The organism is Sinomonas halotolerans (genome assembly GCF_039615075.1).
GTDB lineage: Bacteria > Actinomycetota > Actinomycetes > Actinomycetales > Micrococcaceae > Sinomonas > Sinomonas halotolerans.
Genome location: NZ_JBDFRB010000002.1, coordinates 222660 through 240057, shown reverse-complemented (window position 1 = coordinate 240057; position 17398 = coordinate 222660). Strand labels below are relative to the sequence as shown.

The following is a 17398-nucleotide window of genomic DNA, read 5'->3' as shown; positions in this document are numbered from 1 at the left end:
CAAGATGACAGGGCGGACCGCTCCCCTGCTGTGGACGGGCTCAGCCCGGGCTGCGGGGCCCGCGCAGCCCGCCAGCCTCCGCAGCCCGCCAGCCTCCGCAGCCCGCCAGCCTCCTCAGCCCACCAGCCTCCTCAGCCCACCAGACTGCGCAGGAGCCGCAGGCGGTGGCGCATCGTGAGCCCCGGCAGGTAGGCCGCCGCGAGCGCCCGACCGATGGCCGGCAGCTCAAGGGGGTCGTGGTAGTACATGTACAGAGCGTGGTACTCGGGCTGGAAGCGCGACTTGAACCGTGCGAGCGAGCGGAAGCCGTAGACCGGCTCGAGCGCCTTGCCCACCGCGTCAAGGAGCCGCGAGAGGAGCTCGTCGCCCCGCCGCACCGCGGCCCTCTCCCCGACGGGGTCGGAGGCGAGGGGAGAGCCGGAGAGCGAGATCCACTCGACCTCCTCGCGGAGCTCGAGGACCGCCGAGGCCACGAGGAACTCCATGGCGCCCGGGAAGCTCCCTGACCCGCGGCGCATGAAGTCCAGAGTCCAGCCCGTCAGCCGCCCGTCCTCGAACACCGGGAGCCAGCTCGTGGCGCCGTGCAGGCGCCCGTCCCGGTCGAGCGCCAGGCAGATGCGCACGTCCGGGTCGTCGAGCTCGTCGATCCCTCCGAGCGTGAACCCCAGCTCCGGGAGCGGCTTCCTCGCGGACCATTCCTCCGCGAGGGCGCCCAGCTGCGACCGCTGCGCGGACGGGAGGTCCGCGTAGCGGGTCCAGACCGCCGCGACCCCGAGCTTCCGGGCCCGGTTGAGCGCCGTGCGCACGTTCTGCCATTCGCGCCCCGTGAATTCGAGGCCGCGCACGTGCAGGCGGGTCTCCTGCGCCACCTCCACGCGGCGGAACCCGCGCGCCTGCAGGTGCGGCCACAGATCCGCCGAGACGGCGTAGAAGCAGGGCGTCAGCGCGTGGCGGGCACAGTGGGCGATGAACCCGTCCACCGCGGACGGGCCGCGCCCCGGCACGCCGATCGGCCCCGCGACCGAGAGCGCCACGGAGCCGTGCAGCTGGTACGCGAGGCCGGCGGTCCCGTGCTCGTCGAACCAGAACCGGTTGGGCTGCCACAGCGTCATCCAGGACAGCGGACCGCCGCCACGGCGAACGAGGCCGCGCGCCAGCTCGAGGCTCCCCTCGTCGGCCCCCAGAGTCGGGCGTGCCGCCAGGACCGCCATGGCCACGAGCACGAGCAGCGCGGTCCAGAGGATGAGGCCGCTGTGCGTGAACAGCCACAGCTCGGCATCGGTGCGGCCGCGGAACGCCTCGGTGTATCCAGCAGGGATCGGCGCCGGGAGGTACTGGCGCACGAGCTCGCGCGCGAGCGCCGCGGCCGCTTCGGCTGGTGCCGTGCCCCCCTCACCCGGTGCGGCGCCGTCGCCCGCCGCGGGCCCGCCCCAGCCTTCCCGCGCACGTCCCGCCCACCACAGTGCGGAATACGCCGTGACGAGCACGACGGCGAGGCCCGCGCCCGCCGCCGCCAGCCGGCGTCGTACTCCCTGCGCCGTCTGCACCGGGAAGAGACCTCGGCCGAGCCACAGGAGCGCCGCGATCGCGAGTGCAGTCACGACGATGGGGACCAGATGCACGAGGCCCGAGGCGAACAGCCCCGGGACCTTCCGGTCCGGTCCCGCCGGCCCGGAGACGAGGAGCACGAGGTAGCCCGCGATGAGCGCGAGGAGCCCGAGCTGGACGGCGAGGACGATGTGCAGGGCGACCGCCCTCCCCCGGCGCAGTCCCTCAGCGCACACGAGGAGGATGAGCGTGGGGATGAGGGCGGTGGCGTAGCCGACCGGCGAGAGCGCGGCAGGGATGCCCGCCTGGAGGCACTGGGGGGTGAGGAGCACGCCGCACTCCTGCTGGAGCTGGGCCATCGCGGGCACCGGGTTGAGGACCATGTCCCGGACGAGGGCGAAGGGCCCGGAAGGGCTCCTCGCGAGCGCCGTGAGCACGGGCCCCACCGCGAGGAGGGCGACGAGCAGGGCCAGCAGGTTCCTCCGCTCGCGGACGCTGGGCACAGGCGCCCGCTCGCCGGACGCGGCTGCCGACCACCAGCACGCCGCGAGCCCCAGGAGTGCGCCGATGAGTCCGAGCACCGCCTCGGAATGGCCCACGTAGAGCACGAGGGTGGCCGAGACGCCCAGCAGCGCGGCCCGCAGCCTCCGGCGCCAGAGGACGCCGAGCGCGGGGCTCGCGGCCATCGCCGCGAAGAGCGCTGCGGGATACGGGCCGAGGAGGGGGTCGTCCGCCATGCCGCCGAGCCACAGCTCACCCGCGCGGTCCGCCACCTGCGTCACGAGGAGGAATGCCGTGAGCGAGGCCAGGTGCCCGCCGAAGAACAGCGCGGCGGCGCGCACCGTGCCGTAGGCCCGTTCCGCGAGGGGCACGAGCACGGCCAGCAGGATGGTGGCCCCCGCGTAGGCGAGCGGGTTCGTCACGAAGAAAAGGGAGGTCAGCACTCCCCACCAGTGGCCCGCACGCAGCGAGGCGAGGTCCGCGCCGACAAACTCGAGCAGCGCCGCGGATGGGCCCGCGAGGAGGCTGCCGGTCGAGAGTGCGACGGTCCACAGCGCCGCGACGAGACCGGCGGTCAGGGGATGGCGCCGTGCACGCTCCCCCGCCCAGCGGCCGAATGCGCGCAGGGCCGCGCCGGCCTTCACGGCAGCCGCCAGCGCGCGGCGAGCCGCTCGAGCCCCACCGGCAGGGCCTCGCCCACCATCTCCCACGAGTGCCCCTCGCCGGGAACCTCCTCAAGGTGCACGTCCGCCCCGCCCTCGCGTGCCTGGCGCGCGACGGTGCCCGCCTGCGCGAGGAACTCCTCGTCTCCGCTCCCGACGGCGAGGAACAGGAACTGGCCCTCGTGCCCGCCCTGGGCGAAGAAGTGTGCGGGCACCTGCGCGTCGAAGGCCGCCGCGTCGCCGTCGAACGCCCCGTCGATGGTCTTGGCGCGCTCCTTCGCGAGCGCCGGCTCCTTCTCGGGTGCGAAGGCGAGGGCCGCGCCGAACAGCTCAGGGTGTTTCGCGAGCAGCTGCACAGAGCAGGTCCCTCCGAACGAGAACCCGCCGGCGGCCCACGCCCGGGGCCCGGAGGCGACTGTCAGCCGCTGGGCGATCCAGGGGACGACGTCCCGGGTCAGGTAGGCCTCCGCCCTGCCCAGACGCGTGTCCATGCACAGCGTGTTGGCGGAGGGGCTGCCGATCGGATCCACTACCACGACCACGGGGGCCACGCCGCCGTGGTCGCGGGCGAACCGGTCGAGGCGGCCTCGCAGCTGTCCGCCCGTGAGCCAGTCGGCGGGCGAGCCTGGCTGGCCGGCCATGAGGACGAGGACAGGCAGCTCTGGGCGCACGGGCGCCGCGTACGCCGGCGGCAGGTACACGTACGCCTCGCGCGCCGCGAAGCCGGACACAGAGTTCGGGATCTGCACGCGCCGGAGCTCGCCTGTTCCGGGCAGTGCACCCGCCGGCCTCCACTGGGCGAGCGGCACGCTCGGGGCGGCGCCGCGCTCGAGGGAGGATTCGAAAGGCTCGATCCGTGCGAGGCTCGAGCCGGCGAGGTCGCCGACGGTGTGGTTGAGGCCGTAGTAGGCGTTGACCTGCTGCGCCGTGAGGGCAAGGACGCCCAGGAGCGCAGCGAGCAGCGCCGCCCAACGGCGGGGCCGAAGGGCAGCGCGCCCGCCCCGCACGGCCACGGCCACAGCGAGGAGTATTCCGGCCAGCGCCAGGCCGTTGGAGAAGAGGACCTCGCGGGGGAGGTCTGTGGGGAACACGCCGACGGCGTCCACGAGGAACCAGTGGGCCGCGGCGGTGAGCGCAGGGGCGGCGAGGGCCGCGCACGCGAGGAGCAGCACTCCCCTGCCGCGCGGGCGCGGGATCAGCAGCCGCGCAATGAGCCAGAGGAAGGACAGGGCACCGAAGGCCACGATCGCGACGGCGACCGGGCCGTCGACCACCCGCAGGTCGAGCAGGGCGTCCATGGGAGGGTCAGCGCCAGGTCCCGACGCCGACCACGGGGCCCGCCTCGAGCCACGAGGCCAGGCCCGCATAGGCGTGGAATCCCATGGCAAAACGGACCTTCTCGCCCCGGTGCTCCAGCTCCACGATCACCGTGTCCGCCTGGACCTTTGCCCGCTCGGACTCCGTCGGGGAGCGCCTGCCGAGGAGCTCGAGCGAGCTCCGGGTGAAGCGGTGCCGCGGGACCGGGCTGAGGGAGAAGAGCCGGAACCATTCGAGTTCCGTGTCCTGATAGCGGCACACCCCCAACCGCCATGGGCCGTCGGCCATGGAGATGGAGGCGTCCACCGTCCCGAGGGTGCGCCGCAGTACCATGCGGCGCACCCCCAGGACACAGAGCATCACTGCCAGGAGCAGGAAGACCGCTGCCAGGATGATGAACGGAATGGCGGATTCGTCCATCGAGGTCTGGCTAACGGGTACCCGCGGCAGGCTCGCCGATCTTCGCGTTGTCGGCGACGATCACCACGCGGTCGCTGTCGACGGAGAAGAACCCGCCGTCCACGCTGCCGGTGATCCGGGAGCCGGAGACCGGCTCGATCGCAATCTCGCCCGCGTGCAGGATTGCCAGCATCGGCGAGTGGCCGGGAAGGATCCCGACCTCGCCGTCTGCAGTGCGGGCCTTGACCATCTTCGCCGCACCGGACCACACAAAGTGGTCCGCCGCGACAATCTCGACCTCGAGCTCAGCCATGCTACTTGGTCTGCTCCTGGATCCTGGCCCAGTTGCGCTCGACATCGTCGAGGCCACCGACGTTGAAGAAGGCCTGCTCTGCGATGTGGTCGAGCTCGCCGTCGCAGATCGCCTTGAAGCCCTCGATCGTGTCCTTGATGGAGACGGTCGAACCCTCGACACCCGTGAACTGCTTCGCGGTGTAGGTGTTCTGCGAGAGGAACTGCTGGATGCGGCGGGCGCGGGCCACGACGATCTTGTCCTCCTCGGAGAGCTCGTCGACGCCGAGGATCGCGATGATGTCCTGCAGTTCCTTGTTCTTCTGGAGGATCTGCTTGACGCGGACGGCCGTGTCGTAGTGGTCCTGGCCGATGTACTGCGGGTCCAGGATGCGCGACGTCGAGGTCAGCGGGTCGACAGCCGGGTAGAGGCCACGCGAGGCGATCTCGCGCGAGAGCTCAGTCGTGGCGTCGAGGTGCGCGAACGTCGTCGCCGGGGCCGGGTCGGTGTAGTCGTCGGCCGGGACGTAGATGGCCTGCATCGACGTGATCGAGTGGCCACGCGTCGAGGTGATGCGCTCCTGGAGGAGGCCCATCTCGTCGGCGAGGTTCGGCTGGTAGCCCACGGCGGAGGGCATGCGGCCCAGCAGCGTGGAGACCTCGGAACCCGCCTGCGTGAAGCGGAAGATGTTGTCGATGAAGAGCAGCACATCCTGGTTCTGGACATCGCGGAAGTACTCCGCCATGGTCAGCGCCGTAAGGGCCACGCGGAGGCGCGTTCCCGGCGGCTCGTCCATCTGGCCGAACACGAGGGCGGTGTCCTTGAGGACGCCGGCCTCCTCCATCTCGACCCAGAGGTCGTTGCCCTCACGGGTGCGCTCGCCGACGCCGGCGAACACCGAGGTGCCGCCGAAGTTGCGCGCGACGCGGGTGATCATCTCCTGGATGAGGACGGTCTTGCCGACGCCGGCGCCGCCGAACAGGCCGATCTTGCCACCCTTGATGTACGGGGTGAGGAGGTCGATGACCTTGATGCCCGTCTCGAGCATCTCGGTCGAGCCCTCGAGCTGCGCGAAGGACGGTGCCTTGCGGTGGATCGGCCAGTGGTCCGAGGCCTGGATCTCGGACTCGTCGACGTCGAGCGGCTTGCCGAGGACGTTGAAGATGTGGCCCTTGACGCCGTCGCCGACCGGAACGGAGATGGGCGAGCCCGTGTCCGTGACCTTCGTGCCGCGGACGAGGCCGTCCGTGGCCTGCAGCGAGATGGCGCGGACGAGGTTGTCGCCGAGGTGCTGGGCCGTCTCGAACGTGATGGTCCGGGTCGTGCCGCCGAGCGTGATCTCGGTGGTGAGGGCGTTGTAGATGTCCGGGATCGCGTCGGCCGGGAACTCGACGTCGACAACCGGACCGATCACGCGGGCAATCCGGCCCGTCGCGCCGGCGGTCGCAACCGCTTCAGAGGCAGTGGCAGTCATCTCTCTCACTTCTTGGTAGATGGCGTGGAATAAGTCTATTCGTCTGGTGCCTGCGAACCGGTCCGGCTCAGGCGTTGAGCGCGTCCGCGCCCGCGATGATCTCGGTCAGCTCCTGCGTGATCTCCGCCTGGCGGGCGGTGTTGCGCAGTCGCGTGTACTTCTTGATCAGCTCGGTCGCGTTGTCGCCGGCGTTCTTCATCGCCCGCTGGCGGGAAGCCAGCTCGGACGCCGCCGACTGCAGCATCGCGGCGAAGATGCGCGACTCGATGTAGCGCGGGAGCAGGGCATCGAGCACCTGCTCGGGCTCCGGCTCGAACTCGTACAGCGGCAGGAGGTCGCTCGCCTCCGCTGCGTTCTCCTCGACGACTTCGAGGGGAAGCAGGCGGATCACCGTCGGCTCCTGCACCACCATCGACTTGAACTGCGTGTACACCACGTGGATCTCGTCGACTCCGCCGTCCTCGTACCGCTCAGCGAAGGCCTCGAGGAGGACCTGGCTGATCTCGCGGGCCGTGGCGAACTCGGGGTTGTCGGTGCCGCCGGTCCACACGCGTGCGTAGTCGCGGCCGCGGAAGTCGAAGTAGGCCTGGCCCTTGCGGCCGACCAGGTAGGTGGCCACCTCCTTGCCCTCTTCCTTCAGCAGCTCGTTGAGCGACTCGGCGCGCTTGAGGATGCTTGCGGAGTAGGCGCCGGCCTGGCCTCGGTCTGCCGTGAGGACCAGCACCGCCGCGCGACGCACCTGAGTGGGCTCGGTGGTCAGCGGGTGGTCGATCTCGGACGAAGAGGAGACAGCAGAAACGGCGCGAGTAATGGCATTCGCGTACGGCAGGGACGCAGCCACGCGGGCGCGGGCCTTGCCGATGCGGGAGGTGGCAATCAGCTCCATCGCCTTGAACATCTTGCGCATCGACGTCGTCGAGGCGATCTTCTGGCGGTAGACCCGGATCTGGGCTCCCATTCTTGTCCTTTCCTCACCCTTGGCGTCACGGATGGGCCGGGGCCGGGGCCCCGGCCCATCCGCTCAGCGGCAGGGAATCAGCGCTTCTGCTTGACGATCTTTTCCTGGTTGACGTCGCCCTCGGCCAGAGCCTCGTGCTCCTCGTGGCCGGCGCCGACCAGGCGGTTGTCGCCCTCGCCGAAGAAGCCCTTCTTGAACTCCACGACGGCCGTGGTGAGGGCCTCGACGGTGTCGTCCTCGAGCTTGCTCGTCTGGGCGAGGGTCGTGAGGATCGACGTCTTGCGCTTGAGGTAGTCGAGGAAGTCGCCCTCGAAGCGGCGCACGTCCTCGACCGGGACATCGTCCAGGTGGCCGTTGGTGCCCGCCCAGATGGAGACGACCTGCTCCTCGACCGGGAACGGCGTGTACTGGCCCTGCTTGAGCAGCTCCATGAGGCGCGCGCCACGGGTGAGCTGCTGGCGCGAGGCCGCGTCGAGGTCGGACGCGAACATCGCGAACGCCTGCATGTCGCGGTACTGCGCGAGGTCCAGCTTGAGCGTGCCGGAGACCTTCTTCATCGACTTCACCTGTGCGGCGCCGCCGACGCGCGACACCGAGATGCCGACGTCCACAGCAGGGCGCTGGTTGGCGTTGAAGAGGTCCGACTGGAGGAAGATCTGCCCGTCGGTGATCGAGATGACGTTCGTCGGGATGTACGCCGAGACGTCGTTGGCCTTGGTCTCGATGATCGGCAGGCCGGTCATCGATCCCGCGCCGAGCTCGTCGGAGAGCTTGGCGCAGCGCTCGAGGAGGCGGGAGTGCAGGTAGAAGACGTCACCCGGGTAGGCCTCGCGGCCCGGCGGACGGCGGAGGAGGAGGGAGACGGCACGGTAGGCCTCGGCCTGCTTCGAGAGGTCGTCGAAGATGATGAGGACGTGCTTTCCGCCGTACATCCAGTGCTGGCCGATAGCGGAGCCCGCGTAAGGGGCCAGGTACTTGAAGCCGGCCGGGTCGGACGCCGGGGAGGCGACGATCGTCGTGTACTCGAGCGCGCCCTGGTCCTCGAGGGTCTGGCGCACTGCGGCGATCGTGGACGCCTTCTGGCCGATGGCGACGTAGATGCAGCGGACCTGCTTGGTGGCATCGCCCGAGGCCCAGTTGGCCTTCTGGTTGATGATCGTGTCCACCGCGATGGCGGTCTTGCCGGTCTGGCGGTCGCCGATGATCAGCTGGCGCTGGCCGCGGCCGATCGGGATCATGGCGTCGATGGCCTTGAGGCCGGTCTGCATCGGCTCGTGCACCGACTTGCGCTGGGTGACGCCCGGCGCCTGGAGCTCGAGCGCGCGGGTGTCCTCCGCGGCGATCGGGCCCAGGTCGTCGATCGGCTGGCCCAGCGGGTCGACCACGCGGCCGAGGAAGGCGTCGCCCACCGGCACCGAGAGGATCTGGCCGGTGCGGTGCACCTCCTGGCCCTCCTCGATGCCCGTGAAGTCACCGAGGATGATGACGCCGATCTCGCGGACGTCGAGGTTCTGGGCCAGGCCCAGCGTGCCGTCCTCGAAGCGGAGGAGCTCGTTCGCCATGACCGAGGGGAGGCCCTCGACGCGGGCGATGCCGTCACCGGCAGTGGTCACTCGGCCGACCTCGACGCGCTCAGCCGTACCGGGCTCGTAGGAAGCCGCGAAGTCATTCAGCGCATTGCGGACGTCGTCGGCATTGATGGTCAATTCGGCCATCTTGCAGTCCCTGCTCTCTTGAGTGTCATGGTCATCGGAGCGGTTCTGTCTGCGATGACCGGATTGTCTTCTACGAAGTGTGGCTGGGGCCTACCGCGCCTGGGCAGCCAGCTGACGGCGCAGCTCGGAGAGCCGGGCCACGGTCGAGGCATCGAGCACCTCGTCGCCGACCGTGACGCGCACACCGCCCATGATCTGGGGATCAACGGTCGTGTTGATCTTCAGATCGCGCCCGTAGAGCGCGTTCAGGCCGGTCTGGAGACGTCCAGCCTGCGCGTTGGTCAGCTCCCGTGCCACGGCGACCTCAGCGATCCAGCGCTTCTGGCGTGCCGCGGCGAGCGCCGCGAACTTCTCCACGAGCGCGGTCGGACGGTGCCCACGCGGCGCGGCGGCCGCCTGCCCGATGAGCAGGCTGCCCTCCTCGGACACGCCCGGCACAATCCGCAGGGCCAGGGCGCGCTTGGCGTCCGGGGTGGCCTGCGGCTCGGTCAGTGCGGCCTGGAGCTCGTGGTTGCCCTCGACGGCGCTCTTGAATGCGAAGAGCTCGTTCTGGACACGCTCGAGCCCGCTGAGCCCACCCGCAGCGCCGGCACCCTGCTCGGCCACGGCGATCGCCACGGTCGAGGCCAGGGTCTCGAGCGCATCGCTGATGTCGCGGGCGTCCGCCCAGCGCGATGCGGCCAGCTTGGCCGTGATCGCGACAGCCTCAGCGGAGGCCTTGCCCTCGAGCAGGCTGCGCACGAGTGCCGACTTCTCCGCGCCCTCGCGGGACGGGTCGGTCAGCGCACGGCGCAGGCCGGCGGAGCCGTCAAGGACACCGACGATCCCGAAGAGCTCCCGCGCCAGGGACAGCGAGGCCGTCGGCAGAGTGGTCTCCAGATCCGCAAGCGCAGCGGCCAGCGATTCGCTCGATGCTCCTGCCATTACTTCGCTGCACCTGCGTTCTGGGACTCCAGCTCGTCGAGGAAGCGGTCGACCACACGCGATGCACGCGCGTCGTCGTCCAGCGACTCGCCGACGATCCGGCCGGCCAGGGTCGTGGCAAGCGTGCCGACCTCGCTGCGCAGCGAGGCGACTGCCTGCTGGCGCTCGGCCTCGATCTGTGCCTGGGCCTGCTCGGTGATGCGGGCAGCCTCGACAGCGGCCTTCTCCTTGAGCTCCGCCAGGATCTGCGCGCCCTCGGCGCGGGCCTCCTCGCGGATGCGGTTGGCCTCGGTGCGGGCGTCGGTGAGCTGCTGCTTGTACTCCTCGAGGGCTGCGGAAGCCTCCGCCTGGGCCTTCTCGGCCTTGGCAATGCCGCCCTCGATCGCCTCTGCGCGCTCGGCGTACGTCTTCTCGAACGCCGGCACGATGAACTTGACGACGATGAAGAGCAGGATCGCGAAGCCGATGGCGGTGACGAGCACCTCCCACCAGTTCGGCGCAAGCGGGCTCTGCGCCTCAGCGCCCTCGGCGGCGGCGAGAACAATGAGCTGATGCATGTGTTCCACCCCTCCTATCTACTCGGTACTGGCTCGGTCTGCCGTGTTCTCGTGGATCAGAGAACGAACGCGAAGACGAGACCGAGGATCGCGAGCGCCTCGGTGAGGGCGAGGCCAAGGAACGCGATCGGCTGGAGGACGCGCTGCGCCTCCGGCTGACGGGCCACACCGTTGATGTAGGCAGCGAAGACGAGGCCCACGCCGATGGCACCGCCGATAGCGGAGAGACCGTAGCCGACGAGGTTGAGGTTGCCTTCCATTGTTTTCCTTTCAAGATGCCCGCGTGGGCAGTGTTCGGTTCAGTGGAATCCCCCGGTGGGGGAAGAATCAGTGGGCGTCCGCGTGGAGCGCGCCCTGGATGTAGATCGCGGTCAGCAGCGTGAAGACGTAGGCCTGCAGGACCATGATCAGGGCCTCGAGCATGTACATGGCGGCGGCGCCGACCAGCACGAGCAGCGAGGTGCCCTGGAGCAGGATGTTCTCCTGGGAGATGAGGTAGGCGATGCCGGAGCCGGCGAGGGCCACCACAAGGTGCCCTGCGAGCATCGTCGCGAAGAGACGGAGGCTGTGCGTCATCGGGCGGACGATGAAGTTCGAGATGATCTCGATCGGCACGACGATCGGGAGGATGAACCACGGCACGCCGCTCGGGACGACCGTCAGCTTGATGAAGCGGGGGCCGTACTTCTTCAGGCCCACGCCGATCCAGGTCACGTACACGAGGCCGGCGAGGAAGTACGCGCCGCCCACGTGGGACATGGTGGGGAGCTGGAAGAAGGGGACCGCGCCGTAGATGTTGTTCAGCAGGATGAAGAAGAACAGCGCGAAGAGCAGCGGCACGAACTTCATGAAGTCCCTGCCGCCGATGATGTCCTTGCCGATCGAGTTGCGCACGAAGCCGTACATGCTCTCGCCGAGGAACTGGAGCTTGCCCGGGACGAGCTGCCCCTTGCGGGCCGCCGCGAGGAAGAACCAAGAGATGAGGACGACGGAGAGGAGCACGAGCAGCATCTGCTTCGAGAAGCCCTCGGCGGCGCCCCACGGGAAGATGGCCGGGAGGTGCATGTCCTCGAGGGTGGGCGGGGTGAAGGCGCCGTCGTCAGCGGCCGGAAGCGCGAACGGGGTCAACGCAATTCCTCTCTGCAGGTGTCCATCGTCGGGCAGATGCTGGGGCGAGTGGCTTCGACCCCCACATGTGAAATTTTCAGGTGGTCCATCAGCTGCGGCTGCCCCCGTCCTCGCGGTCGGGATCCTGTGCGGCCTCGGTGTCAGACCGCTGCGGCGAGAAGAGTCCGTGCTTGATGGCCAGATAGATGCCGCCGGCAATCCCCACCAGGGCTCCTGCGAGCACCAACCAGCGGGTTTTCAGGAGATTGTCCAAGCCCCACCCTATCAAACTCCAGACCGCGATCCCGCCAATGATGTAGCTGAAGACGGCCATCCCGGCGTTGTAGCCGCCGTCGCCGGAAGGGGCGTCGGGGCGGCCGTCCCCCGCGGGGCCGGGGGCACTCCCGTGGTCGCTCTCGTCACGCATGCGGGCCCTCCTGGGCAGTCGGCGCAGAGGGGGCGGATTGATCAGAGTGGTCGGGGTCGTCGAAGATCTGGAGGCGGAGCCGGCCGAAAGAGAAGACCTCGACGGCCTGCCACACCACGACGCTGGCGATCCCCGATGCCCCGAACCATGGGCCGTCGACCCACGCGGGCGTCCCGAGCCAGAGCAGCAGCGCGGCGAAGCCGACGATCTTGGCGACGTACACGACCGCGAAGACGCCGATCGCGCCGGACGGGTTGCGTCGCCCCACCAGATGGCCGGCGAGGAGGCTGATGGCGAAGAAGGCGATGACGAGGACCGCGGCGAACAGCACGCTCAGCGCGGCCGCGGCGCCGGAGGCGAGCAGGGCCGACCCTGCGAGCACCACCGCGGCGAGTGCGCCCGCTGCGCTGCACCGCAGTGCGAGCCCGAGCCACGGGGAGCCGACGGCGCGAGAGGGGCCGGGGGCGCCGGTGCTCTGCGTCATGCGGTTCATTCCTATGCCGTTCGTGGGACAGCCGTGGCCCCAGGGGGCAGGCAGGGGGATGGTGCGCACCTATTCTACACGGCATAGAACTTGCTCGGCACGCCGAGCGCGTCAGCCCTCCGCGGCCCGGCGCCGCTCCCGTTCCCTCAGGAGGCGCGGCGCGGCGAGGTAGGCGAGGAGCACGACGGCGGTGATCGCCTGGGCGGCGACCGCGCCGGCCGCCGGGGCCGTGGCGGCGAAGAACCCTGCGAGGCCGACGAGGACCGTCGCGGCCGTGACGATGAGGGCGACCGCCGTGTGGCCGAGTCCGGCGTCCGTGAGCCGCTGGTAGGTGTGCTCGCGGTGGGAGGCGTACCACCGCTTGCCGGCGAGGGCGCGGCGCACGAGGGTCGTGAACGTGTCCGCGAGGTAGACGAGGACCGGCGAGAAGACGTACTCGAGCCTGATGTCGGCGAAGAATGCCGCCAAGGCCAGGAACGCGATGCCCGCCCCGAGGAGGTAGCTCCCCACGTCCCCCATGAACATCGAGCCGCGCAGCATGTTCCAGGGCAGGAAGCCCGCGAATGAGGCGGCGAGCAGCACGCCCGCCACGACGAGCCAGACGTGCCCGGTCAGCGCACCGGCAGCGGCGTAGAGGGCCCCTACGGCCACGGCATGCAGGCCCGAGATGCCGTTGATGCCGTCCATGAAGTTCGCGACGTTGACGTACGCCGCCACGGCGACGGCGCCGAACGGGAGCCACCAGAGCCCCTTCCCGGTGACGATGAGGAGCGCAAGCGTGCCCCCTGCGCCGACCGCGAGCTGGAGCGCCGCGCGGCGCAGGATCGAGAGGCCGCGGAAGTCCTCGGCCCAGCCGACCGCTGCCGCCGCCACCGCGCCGGCGAGGGCCCACGCCGCGAGCGCGACGCCGTCGGACGGGGCACCGAGCCCGAATGCCACGGCCCATCCTGCCGCGAGGCCGGCCGCGATCGTGAGCCCGAGGCCGCGGACGGTGGGCCGCGAGTGGGACGAGCGCTCCGAGGGCAGGTCGATCACGCCCATGCGCTCGAGGAGAGGGCGCGCGAGGATGGGCAGCGCCGCGCTCACCGCGAAGGCCGTCAGGGCCGCGGCGACGATCCCCGGCATGGCGGGCCCGAGGTCACCGTTCACGGTGCCCCCGGGCCCAGTGCGTCCTCGTGCGAGCGCTCGGTCTCCTCGAGGACCTGCGCCTCGTGCATCGCGTCCTCGGTGCGTTCGCACTCCATGAGCCAGCGCTCGTAGTCCAGCTCGCGGGGTGTGGCGCCCGAAACGCTCGTGTGCGAGATCTTCGGATGGAAGGGACGCACATCCCCCGCGTCGGAGTCGACGAGGTCCTCGTGGAGCTTCTCGGCCGGGCGCAGGCCCGTGTAGACGATCTCGATGTCCTTGCCCGACATCGAGATCATCCGCTCGGCGACGTCGAGGATGCGCACTGGCTCGCCCATGTCGAGGATGAGCACCTCTCCCCCGCTGCCGATCGCGCCGGCCTGGATGACGAGCTGGCAGGCCTCGGGGATGGTCATGAAGTACCGGGTGATCTCGGGGTGGGTCACGGTGACAGGCCCGCCCTTGCGGATCTGCTCCGAGAACAGCGGGAGCATCGAGCCGCGCGAGCCCATGACGTTACCGAAGCGCACCGAGACGTAGCGCCGTCCCGTCTCACGGGCCATCCAGGCCGTGAGGCGTTCGGCGAGGCGCTTCGAGTGGCCGAGCACCGTGGTCGGCGCCGCGGCCTTGTCCGTCGAGATGTTCACGAACGCCTCGACGCCCGAGCGCTGCGCGGCGCGGAGGACGTTGAGCGTGCCGAGGACGTTCGTCTTCCACGCCTCGGCGGGGTACTGCTGGAGCAGGGGGGCATGCTTGAGCGCGGCGGCGTGGAACACCACCTCGGGGCGGCGCTCGTCGAAGACCGCGAGGAGGTTCTCCGCGTCGCGGATGCTCGCGAGCACCGTGTCCCGGCCCGTGAGCAGGCCCCGGCCCGTGAGGGAGATCTGCGTGGCCTGGAGCGCCGTCTCGTCGTGGTCCACCATGATGAGCTCGGCGGGCTGGAACGGGTTGATCTGCCGGCACAGCTCCGAGCCGATCGAGCCGCCGGCTCCCGTGACGAGGACGCGCTTGCCCGTGATGTAGCCAGCGATGGACTCGACCTCGATGTCCACGGGCCTGCGCCCGATGAGGTCCTCGACGGCGACCTCGCGGAAGTCGGTCACGCTGCGGGCGCCGTCGCCCCCGAACATGTCCTTGAGCGGGGGCAGCACGAGGACCTTCACGCCGAGCCCGGCCACGCGGTCGGACACGCCGCGGATGAAGTCGGAGTCAGCCGCCGTGAACGCGAGGATGAGGACGGTGGCGCGCGTGCGCCGGATGAGGTCCGGGAGGTCCTCGCCGGTCCCGAGGACCTGGACCGAGGAGACGCGCAAGTGCTTCTTCGCCGGGTCGTCGTCCACGAACCCGGCCGGATAGTACGGCGACGCCGGGTCCTGCATCATGCGGGTCACGAGGTTGGTGCCGAGGAAGCCCGCGCCGTAGACGAGGGCCTGCTGGGCGTTGTCGCCGGGCTTCTGCTTGCTCTCCACGAACATGCGCTTCGCATACCGGGTCGCCGCCATGAAGAGCGCCGCGAACGGGAAGGCGATCACGCCTGTGCTGCGCGGGATCTGCAGCGTGAAGCCGAGGAACGTGCTCAGGAGGACCAGGATCGTGGCGACGATGAGCGTGACCGCCACGAGGAGGCGGGCCTCCTCGAAGCTGCCGAAGCTGTGCCGGCCCTGGTAGAGCGCCATGCTGAAGCCCACGAGCGCCTGGCAGGCGATCGCCATGAGGCAGAAGATCCCGACGCCGCCGGGCGCCATGGTCTGCTCGGTGAGCTCGTAGCGGAGGACGACGGCGACGAGGATCGCCATCGTCCACGCGCCGGCGTCCAGCACGAACTGGATCCAGCGCCACAGCACCGGTCTGGGGACTTCCGGCGAGGCTGCGCGGTCGCTCATGGGGGGCTCAGTGACTCTCTCTGCTGGGGTGCCGCGCGCGACGCGGCTCACAGGACTGACGGGGGCTCAACAAACATACTCCGTCCACGCGCCACTCGTGACCGCCTGTGTCCTGCGGCAGACGGCCCGTTGGCGGGCTGGTCGGGGCGTGGCAGGCCCGGGTCACCGGCGCGAGACCATGCGCCGGTAGCGGCCGGCCCTCACGGGGGTGGGAAGGAACCGGTAGACGGCCCTGACCGCAACGTTCCGCAGCCACTGCGTGCCCGTGAGGAAGCCGGCGGCGCGCAGCTGGGCGGCGACGACGAGGTCCCCGGCGAACGCCGCCCGGCCGCCGCGCCGCTCGTAGGCTCCCCCGGAGACGCGGTAGCGCACGAGGGGCTCGGCGAGGTTCCGCACGTCCGCGCCGGCGGCGATGAGGCGCGCCCACAGCCACCAGTCCTCGGCGCCGGGGACGTGCTGGTACCCGCCGACCGCATCCACCGCGGCCCTGCGGAACACGACCGTGGGGTGGTTGAAGGGGTTGCGGGCGCGCGCGACACTGCGGATGGATGCCGGGGACGTGGGCACCCTCCGGTGCGCGAGGACGGCCGCTTCGTCGTCGCCGATCTCGTCCATCGCCGTGCCGACGAGGTCCGCCCCGGCCGCGATGACCGGCAGCTGGGCAGCGAAGCGGTGCGGGAGCGAGATGTCGTCCGCGTCCGCGCGCGCGACGACGCCGTGGGTGCACGCCTCGAGGCCGAGCCCGAGCGCCGCGGTGAGGCCCACGTTCTGCTCGAGTGCGACGACGCGCACGGGCACGGTGCCCGCGGCAGCGGCTGCGCCGTCGAGCGCTGCCTGGAGCGCAGGGCCCACGGGGCCGTCGCGGACGATCACGGCCTCGGCGGGGGCCAGCTCCTGCTCCCGGGTGTTCGAGGCGAGGGCGCGGACGAAGCGCTCGGGGGTGTCGCCGTCGTAGACGGGCATGAGGAGGGAGAACTCCGGGACTGCCGACCGGCCGTCCGCCCGCCCCTCCCGCGCCGGCTCGCCCGCGCGTGGGCCGTCCGGAAGGCTCGGGACCGGGCGGAGCGGGTAGACGCCCTCGAGCACCTCGGCGTTGGGGCGCGGCGCGCGCAGGCCGTCGCGCAGCCCGCGCGCGAGGCAGCCCGCGAGGAGGCGGCGGTCCGAGGACTGCGTGAACGTGCGCACCCAGATGCGCGCGGTGGCGTAGGTGTAGGCGAGCTTCTCCCACGGCGCGAGGCACTGCGAGCGGCCGTACGTCCAGACCCGGTTGCGCACCTCGTTGTAGAAGCGCGGGCCCGGGTCCACGTCGGTCGTCCCGAACTTCTTCGTGTGGTGCACCACCACGGAGCCGGGCACCTGGATGGCGTCGTTGAACCGCGCGAGCCGAGTGGTGTGCTCGAAGTCGTCCGCCCACAGGAAGTAGTCGGCGATCGGCAGCCCCAGCTCGCGCACCGCGTCCCCCGAGAGGAGGCACGAGACGTAGGAGGCGCTCCGGATGGGCCGCGCGCCGACGGCCGCCGCCCGCCGACGCTGGGCCGCGGTGGCCCCGAGGCGCTCGCGCATCGAGTTCATGGGGTGCTCGCGGCCGTCGCTCCACAGGACGTGGCTCGCCACGACCGTGGGCCGCTGCTCGGGCGCGGGGGCGTAGTCCGTCCAGGCCCGCACCGCGGCGGCGAGGGCCTCGGGCTGCGGCTCGGTGTCGTCGTCCATGACCCACACGAGGTCCGCGGCGTGGTCCAGCACCGCCCGCTCGATCCCCACGGTGAACCCGCCGGCGCCGCCCACATTGGTGCCGAGCTCGACAAGGTCCACCGGGAACGGCAGCGCGAGGCCGCGGACCATGTCCGGCGCCCCGTCCGTGGAGGCGTTGTCGACGACGACGACCGCGTCCGGCCGCAGGACCCCGGCGGCGATCCCGGCCAGGGTGCGGGCCAGGAGCCCGCGTCGGTTGAAGCTCACGACGACGGCGACGACGCGGGGGGCAGCGCTCATGCTGGGCAGGACCTTCTCACAGGGGGGCGGGCA

At 70.8% G+C, this 17398-nt stretch carries 16 protein-coding genes; all 16 read right to left on the bottom strand.

All coding sequences use genetic code 11. The features are described 5' to 3' along the window. Positions 1–131: 131 nt before the first annotated feature. On the bottom strand, positions 132–2693 hold the full coding sequence (locus tag ABCQ75_RS03535) for a phosphatidylglycerol lysyltransferase domain-containing protein (protein WP_345883132.1): 2562 nt from the start codon (positions 2691–2693) through the stop codon (positions 132–134). After that, positions 2690–4009 (bottom strand): alpha/beta hydrolase, encoded by a 1320-nt coding sequence (locus ABCQ75_RS03530; protein ID WP_345883131.1) that lies wholly within the window; start codon positions 4007–4009, stop codon positions 2690–2692. Before ABCQ75_RS03530 ends, ABCQ75_RS03535 begins: the two co-directional genes overlap by 4 nt. Positions 4010–4016: 7 nt before the next feature. Continuing rightward, the gene (locus ABCQ75_RS03525) at positions 4017–4448 is read right to left on the bottom strand and encodes a DUF2550 domain-containing protein (protein WP_345883130.1); all 432 of its coding nucleotides are present in this window, start codon (positions 4446–4448) and stop codon (positions 4017–4019) included. A 10-nt stretch (positions 4449–4458) separates the two neighbouring features. Then, positions 4459–4740 (bottom strand): F0F1 ATP synthase subunit epsilon, encoded by a 282-nt coding sequence (locus ABCQ75_RS03520; protein ID WP_345883129.1) that lies wholly within the window; start codon positions 4738–4740, stop codon positions 4459–4461. 1 nt (position 4741) lies between these two features. Next, complete coding sequence (gene atpD, locus ABCQ75_RS03515; RefSeq protein WP_345883128.1) at positions 4742–6193, bottom strand: F0F1 ATP synthase subunit beta; 1452 nt, start codon at positions 6191–6193, stop codon at positions 4742–4744. Positions 6194–6260: 67 nt separating this feature from the next. Next, on the bottom strand, positions 6261–7151 hold the full coding sequence (locus ABCQ75_RS03510) for a F0F1 ATP synthase subunit gamma (protein ID WP_345883127.1): 891 nt from the start codon (positions 7149–7151) through the stop codon (positions 6261–6263). Between the two features lie 77 nt (positions 7152–7228). Next, complete coding sequence (gene atpA, locus ABCQ75_RS03505) at positions 7229–8866, bottom strand: F0F1 ATP synthase subunit alpha (protein ID WP_345883126.1); 1638 nt, start codon at positions 8864–8866, stop codon at positions 7229–7231. 90 nt (positions 8867–8956) lie between these two features. Beyond that, positions 8957–9790 carry a F0F1 ATP synthase subunit delta gene (locus tag ABCQ75_RS03500; protein WP_345883125.1) on the bottom strand — a complete coding sequence of 278 codons (834 nt, stop codon included), beginning with the start codon at positions 9788–9790 and terminating at the stop codon, positions 8957–8959. Further along, entirely contained in the window at positions 9790–10347 is a 558-nt protein-coding gene (locus ABCQ75_RS03495) for a F0F1 ATP synthase subunit B (protein WP_345883124.1), read from the bottom strand. The genes ABCQ75_RS03500 and ABCQ75_RS03495 overlap by 1 nt, the downstream gene beginning before the upstream one ends. A 56-nt stretch (positions 10348–10403) precedes the next feature. After that, the gene (gene atpE, locus ABCQ75_RS03490; RefSeq protein ID WP_005268527.1) at positions 10404–10607 is read right to left on the bottom strand and encodes an ATP synthase F0 subunit C; all 204 of its coding nucleotides are present in this window, start codon (positions 10605–10607) and stop codon (positions 10404–10406) included. 67 nt (positions 10608–10674) lie between these two features. Next, the gene (atpB, locus tag ABCQ75_RS03485) at positions 10675–11475 is read right to left on the bottom strand and encodes a F0F1 ATP synthase subunit A (RefSeq protein WP_345883123.1); all 801 of its coding nucleotides are present in this window, start codon (positions 11473–11475) and stop codon (positions 10675–10677) included. Positions 11476–11563: 88 nt separating this feature from the next. Continuing rightward, on the bottom strand, positions 11564–11881 hold the full coding sequence (locus tag ABCQ75_RS03480; RefSeq protein ID WP_345883122.1) for an AtpZ/AtpI family protein: 318 nt from the start codon (positions 11879–11881) through the stop codon (positions 11564–11566). Further along, complete coding sequence (locus ABCQ75_RS03475; RefSeq protein ID WP_345883121.1) at positions 11874–12365, bottom strand: hypothetical protein; 492 nt, start codon at positions 12363–12365, stop codon at positions 11874–11876. The genes ABCQ75_RS03480 and ABCQ75_RS03475 overlap by 8 nt, the downstream gene beginning before the upstream one ends. A 111-nt stretch (positions 12366–12476) precedes the next feature. Continuing rightward, on the bottom strand, positions 12477–13514 hold the full coding sequence (locus ABCQ75_RS03470) for an MraY family glycosyltransferase (protein WP_345883120.1): 1038 nt from the start codon (positions 13512–13514) through the stop codon (positions 12477–12479). Then, entirely contained in the window at positions 13511–15373 is a 1863-nt protein-coding gene (locus tag ABCQ75_RS03465; RefSeq protein WP_345883119.1) for a polysaccharide biosynthesis protein, read from the bottom strand. Before ABCQ75_RS03465 ends, ABCQ75_RS03470 begins: the two co-directional genes overlap by 4 nt. 162 nt (positions 15374–15535) lie before the next feature. Continuing rightward, positions 15536–17365, bottom strand: a complete 1830-nt coding sequence (locus ABCQ75_RS03460) for a glycosyltransferase (protein ID WP_345883118.1) — start codon at positions 17363–17365, stop codon at positions 15536–15538. Positions 17366–17398 lie beyond the last annotated feature (33 nt).

What these genes read in the sequence shown, in the direction of transcription:
- ABCQ75_RS03530 (WP_345883131.1), bottom strand. Translation starts at nt 4,009, where the DNA reads ATGGACGCCCTGCTCGACCTGCGGGTGGTCGACGGCCCGGTCGCCGTC.
- ABCQ75_RS03525 (WP_345883130.1), bottom strand. Translation starts at nt 4,448, where the DNA reads ATGGACGAATCCGCCATTCCGTTCATCATCCTGGCAGCGGTCTTCCTG.
- ABCQ75_RS03520 (WP_345883129.1), bottom strand. Translation starts at nt 4,740, where the DNA reads ATGGCTGAGCTCGAGGTCGAGATTGTCGCGGCGGACCACTTTGTGTGG.
- atpD (WP_345883128.1), bottom strand. Translation starts at nt 6,193, where the DNA reads ATGACTGCCACTGCCTCTGAAGCGGTTGCGACCGCCGGCGCGACGGGC.
- ABCQ75_RS03510 (WP_345883127.1), bottom strand. Translation starts at nt 7,151, where the DNA reads ATGGGAGCCCAGATCCGGGTCTACCGCCAGAAGATCGCCTCGACGACG.
- atpA (WP_345883126.1), bottom strand. Translation starts at nt 8,866, where the DNA reads ATGGCCGAATTGACCATCAATGCCGACGACGTCCGCAATGCGCTGAAT.
- ABCQ75_RS03500 (WP_345883125.1), bottom strand. Translation starts at nt 9,790, where the DNA reads ATGGCAGGAGCATCGAGCGAATCGCTGGCCGCTGCGCTTGCGGATCTG.
- ABCQ75_RS03495 (WP_345883124.1), bottom strand. Translation starts at nt 10,347, where the DNA reads ATGCATCAGCTCATTGTTCTCGCCGCCGCCGAGGGCGCTGAGGCGCAG.
- atpE (WP_005268527.1), bottom strand. Translation starts at nt 10,607, where the DNA reads ATGGAAGGCAACCTCAACCTCGTCGGCTACGGTCTCTCCGCTATCGGC.
- ABCQ75_RS03480 (WP_345883122.1), bottom strand. Translation starts at nt 11,881, where the DNA reads ATGCGTGACGAGAGCGACCACGGGAGTGCCCCCGGCCCCGCGGGGGAC.
- ABCQ75_RS03475 (WP_345883121.1), bottom strand. Translation starts at nt 12,365, where the DNA reads ATGACGCAGAGCACCGGCGCCCCCGGCCCCTCTCGCGCCGTCGGCTCC.
- ABCQ75_RS03465 (WP_345883119.1), bottom strand. Translation starts at nt 15,373, where the DNA reads ATGAGCGACCGCGCAGCCTCGCCGGAAGTCCCCAGACCGGTGCTGTGG.
- ABCQ75_RS03460 (WP_345883118.1), bottom strand. Translation starts at nt 17,365, where the DNA reads ATGAGCGCTGCCCCCCGCGTCGTCGCCGTCGTCGTGAGCTTCAACCGA.